The sequence below is a fragment of the Kitasatospora sp. NPDC059088 genome (assembly GCF_042738155.1).
Lineage (GTDB): Bacteria > Actinomycetota > Actinomycetes > Streptomycetales > Streptomycetaceae > Kitasatospora.
Genome location: NZ_JBHYGR010000030.1, coordinates 1 through 5,349, shown reverse-complemented (window position 1 = coordinate 5,349; position 5,349 = coordinate 1). Strand labels below are relative to the sequence as shown.

7 protein-coding genes are annotated in these 5,349 nt (G+C 71.6%); all 7 read left to right on the top strand.

From position 1 onward, the window contains the following. Positions 1-155 precede the first annotated feature (155 nt). Positions 156-707 carry a hypothetical protein gene (locus ACFWXO_RS16060; RefSeq protein ID WP_380524547.1) on the top strand — a complete coding sequence of 184 codons (552 nt, stop codon included), beginning with the start codon at positions 156-158 and terminating at the stop codon, positions 705-707. Beyond that, on the top strand, positions 704-1,384 hold the full coding sequence (locus ACFWXO_RS16055) for a bZIP transcription factor (protein ID WP_380524546.1): 681 nt from the start codon (positions 704-706) through the stop codon (positions 1,382-1,384). Before ACFWXO_RS16060 ends, ACFWXO_RS16055 begins: the two co-directional genes overlap by 4 nt. A gap of 207 nt (positions 1,385-1,591) precedes the next feature. After that, positions 1,592-1,795: a hypothetical protein gene (locus ACFWXO_RS16050; protein WP_380524545.1), complete on the top strand. Its 204-nt coding sequence runs from the start codon at positions 1,592-1,594 to the stop codon at positions 1,793-1,795. Continuing rightward, the gene (locus ACFWXO_RS16045; protein WP_380524544.1) at positions 1,795-2,502 is read left to right on the top strand and encodes a Fic/DOC family protein; all 708 of its coding nucleotides are present in this window, start codon (positions 1,795-1,797) and stop codon (positions 2,500-2,502) included. The genes ACFWXO_RS16050 and ACFWXO_RS16045 overlap by 1 nt, the downstream gene beginning before the upstream one ends. Before the next feature lie 901 nt (positions 2,503-3,403). Then, complete coding sequence (ssb, locus tag ACFWXO_RS16040; protein ID WP_380524543.1) at positions 3,404-3,889, top strand: single-stranded DNA-binding protein; 486 nt, start codon at positions 3,404-3,406, stop codon at positions 3,887-3,889. Positions 3,890-3,954: 65 nt separating this feature from the next. Beyond that, positions 3,955-4,224 carry a hypothetical protein gene (locus ACFWXO_RS16035; RefSeq protein WP_380524542.1) on the top strand — a complete coding sequence of 90 codons (270 nt, stop codon included), beginning with the start codon at positions 3,955-3,957 and terminating at the stop codon, positions 4,222-4,224. A gap of 49 nt (positions 4,225-4,273) precedes the next feature. Continuing rightward, the gene (locus ACFWXO_RS16030) at positions 4,274-5,185 is read left to right on the top strand and encodes a hypothetical protein (protein ID WP_380524541.1); all 912 of its coding nucleotides are present in this window, start codon (positions 4,274-4,276) and stop codon (positions 5,183-5,185) included. Positions 5,186-5,349 lie beyond the last annotated feature (164 nt).

The following is a 5,349-nucleotide window of genomic DNA, read 5'->3' as shown; positions in this document are numbered from 1 at the left end:
TCTGGCCATGGCACCCCCCTCACCGGGTATAAACCCCACCTTAAGGGGGGATACATTGTGGGTGTTTTCAGCCCCCCCCCCCCCGCGGGGGTGTGTCCGATGGCACCGGACACCCCCGGCTCCCGTAGACCACACCACCAACGCCGGAGGCATGCATGCACCTGTACCTCGCTACCACCGACGACCCACCGCGCAACGTCCGGACCGATCTCGCCGTACACCTCGCGGGCCGCCACGAGACGCACGCCGTGCTGCTCGCCCGAACGATCCTGATGACCATGCCCTCCGCCCGCATCCGCCTGGCCCACCCGCAACCCGCCTACGAGGCGTACGCGGCGTGGTCGGGCGCCGCCGATCAGGCCACCGAGCTGTTCGCGCGGCTTCGGCCCGGCGTCGTCCCGGAGCCCGAAGGACAGATATCCGGGCACCTGCGCCTTGACGCCCCGGTCCGCCCGCCGATCGTGGAGACGTTGCACGAGAAGATCAGCCCCACCCGCGCGCCGCAACTGCGCGTCAGCATCGGCGGTCTGCTGACGATCGTCACCGACATGGACGCCTTCACCAGCCAGCTCAACCTCTGGACTACGGCGTACCGGCACGCCGCGCGCCACTGGGACAACCTTCCCGACGTCGAGGAGCTGGCCGCTGGGATGGTGCCGAGCTTCGATGACACCGAAGCCCCCGCGCTCACCCGGGCGGCGGCATGAACAGCACCCGGCCGACCGGCCCACAGTACGTCACCGTGGTCACCGAAGTCGGCTACCGGATGCACGCCACCGTCACCCTGGACTGGGAGCGGGGAGCCGCCCTGTACCGCGTCGCGGAGCTGGGAGGCACCATCACCGTTGGGTGGCAGTCGGGCCACTACTACCTGAGCTGCTGCGGCGGCGACGCCATCGAGATCACGTACGGCAAGCCGACGCCGAGCCCGTTCACCGAGCACTTCGAGGACGCGCCGACCGTCTACGGCGTCCAGCTCGCTCAGCAAGCGGTCTTCCACTCCGAGTCGATGAGCCCGACCAGTCACCGATGGCTGGTCGTCCGGCGGGAGACCGGCGGCCATTACAGCCCCACCGCCCCGGAAGGAACCCAGCGCAGGACCGCCGCCATCGTTTACGCGATCACCCACCACATGCTCACCCGCCCGTGGGCGGCCGAGCTGCGCCGCGCCCACAACGAGCAGCACGCGCCCGCCCGGTATCGCCACCACCAGCAGGCCATTCAGGAGTTGGAGGAAGAGGTAGCCCAGCTCCAGGAGAAGCTGACCCGAGAGCGGGAACGGGCGGCGGCCCAGGTTGCCATGATCGAGAAGGCCGAAACCGGCGAGGCCCGCGTGACAGCGCTGCACGTGCCGGTGGGAGAGGCCCGGCCGATCGCCGCCTGACCCGGCCGCCCGGACCGGCGGCCGGCACCGATGGGGAGGGGGCATCGAGCCCCCTCCCCATCGCGCGCGCCCGCCGACTGTGGCGAGCCATCTGCCGCGCCCGTCCCGCCCGGCCGCCCGGAGCACCAGCGCGCCGGTCGGCACCGGGCACGTACGCTGATGAGAACCACCCGCGCCCGCCCCACGCGGAGACGAGGAGCAACGCCGATGCACGACCCCGCCACCCCGGAGAGCCGCCGCCGCGCGCTGTCCTCCGCCCTGGGCTCCGTCCGGGCCGAGGGGCTCACCCCCACCGCGGACTACGCCGCCGACGCGGAGGAGTACGCCGCCGGAACGATCTCCGCCGACGAGCTGGTGGCTCGTGCCGAGGCACGCCACCGCGCTCCGGACACCGAGCAGCCGGCCCCCTGATGGCCGACCCGTACGCCGACCCGGACAGCGGCGTCCTGCGCAACAAGCTCGGCATCACCGACCCCCAGGCCCTCGCCGCCGCCGAGGCCGACATCACCGCCGCCCGCCTCACCCGCCTCGCCGAGAAGCCGGTCCCCGGCACCTACGACCTAGCACACCTCCAGGCGTTCCACTGGGAGGTCTTCGGCAGCATCTACCCGTGGGCCGGACAGACCCGCAGCATCGAGATCGCCAAGGACAACACCCGGTTCTGCCTCGTCCGCATGATCCCCGATTTCGCGAACGACACCTTCGGCCGTCTCGCCCGCCGCCAGAACCACCTCCGCGGCCTCGACCGAGACAGCTTCCTCACCGGCCTGGCCGACCTGTACGGCGACGTGAACGCGTTGCACCCGTTCAGGGAGGGCAACGGGCGGGCCCAGCGGGCCTTCCTCGGGCAGCTCGCGGCCGAGGCCGGGCACCCGATCGACTGGACCAGGCTCGACCCCGACCGCAACACGCTCGCGTCCATCGCCAGCTTCAACGGCAACAACGGCCCGCTGCGCTCGATGCTCTCGGACCTCACTGTCGACCAGCCGGCACCGAGGACCCGAGCAGCCACCACGACCAGCGCGACCGTCAGGGCAACCCCGGCGCCGACACCGGCACCGGTGATCCAGCCCCCGCCGCCGGTCCAGCCGCCCAACCAGCCGACCATCCGGCGCTGACCCCGGGAACGATGGCGGCCGGTGGACACCCCCGCGGAAGCGGGTTGGCACGGTCCACCGGCCGGAGACCACAGCACCCCCGAGAACGGAGGAGCATGCGGACTCCCAGGGTAGAGCACCGAGGGTCGAGCGCAGCGCCTCAGTCAGCACTCCCGCCATCACGCCACGCCGCCCGCACCTTCCGGAGTGCCTCCAGGAGATCAGGCAACTGCTTTACCAATGAGACGAATTGTGTGAGCGCCAAGGTCAGGATTCCGAAAGCGGCCAGCAGCCACAGGGAGATGCCATCCCAGTCCACGGTTCGATGGCCTTTCTGGCGGTCGAACCGGCGGCAGGCAGCCTCAGCCCGACCACCTGTAGAAGAAGTGGTCCAAGCGAGACCGCCGACACGAGCGGAATCAGAACGGCGTGAGGATCGCCCCCTTCGGGCTACCTGGTTAGCTCACTCGCATGACCAGCCCGAGCTGCATCCGTCACCCCGGCACCCCGTACCGGGCAACCAACTCGGAACAATACAGGGAAAGTTAAGAGCGTGCCGCCGGGGGTGGCGGGGTTCGGGCGCCCCGCTGCGCGGTTCCCCCGGCCCCCCTTCGCGGCCCAGTATCCGGAGCCGGCCGCCCGCCTCAACGGCGCTGCGCGTGGCTTCGCCACCGGCCTGCGGCCGGCCCTTGACCCGGACGGCCTCTTTGCCCCGGACCCCAGGCAGCTATCGGGGGGACGGGGGAGGTGCGCCCTCGAAACTGATGGTCCGTCAGTTATCCTCCCCGGGACGTGCACTCCGTCTTTATGCTTGACCAAAAACCCCTATTGAGGTATTCTTGTCTTGTTGGTCGGGGAAGGCACCCCCGACCGGCGGACCGAGACCACGGCGCCCGTACCGAACCCCAAGAGGAGCAGCAACATGGCAGGCGAGACCAAGATGACCCTCATCGGCAACCTCGCGGACAACCCGACCCTCCAGTACACGGACGGCGGCGCGGCGGTGCTCAATATGACCGTCATCGCGAACGAGAAGACGTACGACAGCACGGCCCGCGTCTGGCGGGACGGCGACTCCCTGTCCATGCCGTGCGTCGCTTGGCGCGGCTACGCCGAGAACATCGCGGCGAGCCTGACCAAGGGCACCCGCGTGATCGTCACCGGCACGCTCAAGCAGCGCTCGTACCAGCCTGCAGACGGGCCCCGCCGCATCTACACCGAGCTGCTGATCGACGAAGTCGGCCCGGCCCTGCGCTTCGCCACCGCCGAGGTCGCCAAGGCGACCGGAAAGCGCCTCGCTACCCAACAGGCCGCGCCCGCCCAGGGGGCGCCCGCCGCGACGTGGCCGCCCCGCCCCACGACCCCGCCCGCCGTCAACCCTTGGCCGACCCCGGCCATGGCGGGATGATCGCCAGGGCCGGGCGGCACCGAGCCGCCCGGCCCGCCGAATCCAGGCACCGAGAGGCCCCACCCGTGAGCAGCACCCCGTCCGAGTCCGGGCTGACCAGCACCATCAACACCATCCAGCGCGCCCTGTTCGCCGCCGTCCTCGCCCTCACCGGGCTCGGCGCGGCGTGCGCCATCTACGACCAACTCCTCATCACCGGCGCACTGCTGGCCGTCGTCGGCGGCCTCCTGTGGCTCCAGGCGGCGGCCCTACGCCTGCCGAAGCTCATCAACGCCGCCGCCGAAGCGCACGGCATCCCGCCGATCCTCCCCAGCACCCCAGCCGCCAGGCGCTGAACCCGAGCCGGCCGGGCCACCACGGTCCGGCCGGCCACCCGGAGAGTCCTTGATCACCACCTACACCGCAAGCCGCCTGCTGCTGCGCTACGACGTCGAATACGCGCAGAACGGTCTCACGTACTACACCGTCCGTGCCCCGCACGTCTTCGGCACCGTCACCGTGCACCCCGAGCCCGCGCCAGGCGAACGCGATGATCCCGACGCCTACACCAGCCTTCGCCTCATCTCCGGCCGCTACGACCCGACCGAGAACCCGAGCGGGTACACCGACCGACTCGCGGTCTACAACGCGTGGATCTACGACGGCATCACCCTGCCGCCGCCCGGCTCGACCAGCACCCGCGACCCGTGGGAACGGCTCCACCGCAGCCCCTACGAAGTAGCGACCGAGAGCGCCCGCGCCCGCGCCCGGGACATCGGGGAGAAGCTCATCGCCGAGTACCGCGCCGACCCCCATCGCCACGCCCAACACACCAACTACCTGCGAGCCGCAGCCGACGAGCAGCTCACCAGGGCCGCACGGGAGGCGGACGAGCTTCGCCCCGCCGTCCGCCGCCTGGCCCAGCTCGAAACCCTCCTCACCCGCTGGACCCGACTCCGAGCCCCCCAGACGAGCCCGACCACCGTGGAAGTCGGCGGATTCCTCGCCGACTGGCTCAGCGGCCAACTCGCCGGACACCAACCCCTCACCCCCGGCACCCAGGAGTTCTACCGGGCTTGGACCGCCGCCCGTCGACTCGGCGACCCGGCAGCGGTCTTCCAGCCCCGCCGGATCATCCTGCACACCCCCGCCGCGCTCGCAGCGTTCACCGCCCACCTCACCGAGGCTGCCCGGCAGGCGCCCAGCCCCGCAGCCCGCGCCGACGCCCGCACCCGTCTGCGCCGCATCGCCGCCGCCCATCCGGCGCTCGCCGTGGACATCCCCGCCCCCGAGGAGGAAAGCCCGCTCGCGGCGTGAGCCCGTGATCACCACCACCGGATCGGGCCCGGTGGTGGTGATCGCCGCCGGGGGCGGCGGGGTTCGGGCGGGGCCCGGGGGGCGGGCGGTTTTTTGTTGGCCGGGCCCCCCCGCCGGGGGGCCCCCCCCCCCCCACCCGCCCCCACGAACACCAAACACCCCCC

Excerpts from the sequence above, each read along its gene's own strand:
- ssb (WP_380524543.1), top strand. The coding sequence starts at position 3,404 with ATGGCAGGCGAGACCAAGATGACCCTCATCGGCAACCTCGCGGACAAC.
- ACFWXO_RS16045 (WP_380524544.1), top strand. The coding sequence starts at position 1,795 with ATGGCCGACCCGTACGCCGACCCGGACAGCGGCGTCCTGCGCAACAAG.
- ACFWXO_RS16050 (WP_380524545.1), top strand. The coding sequence starts at position 1,592 with ATGCACGACCCCGCCACCCCGGAGAGCCGCCGCCGCGCGCTGTCCTCC.
- ACFWXO_RS16060 (WP_380524547.1), top strand. The coding sequence starts at position 156 with ATGCACCTGTACCTCGCTACCACCGACGACCCACCGCGCAACGTCCGG.
- ACFWXO_RS16055 (WP_380524546.1), top strand. The coding sequence starts at position 704 with ATGAACAGCACCCGGCCGACCGGCCCACAGTACGTCACCGTGGTCACC.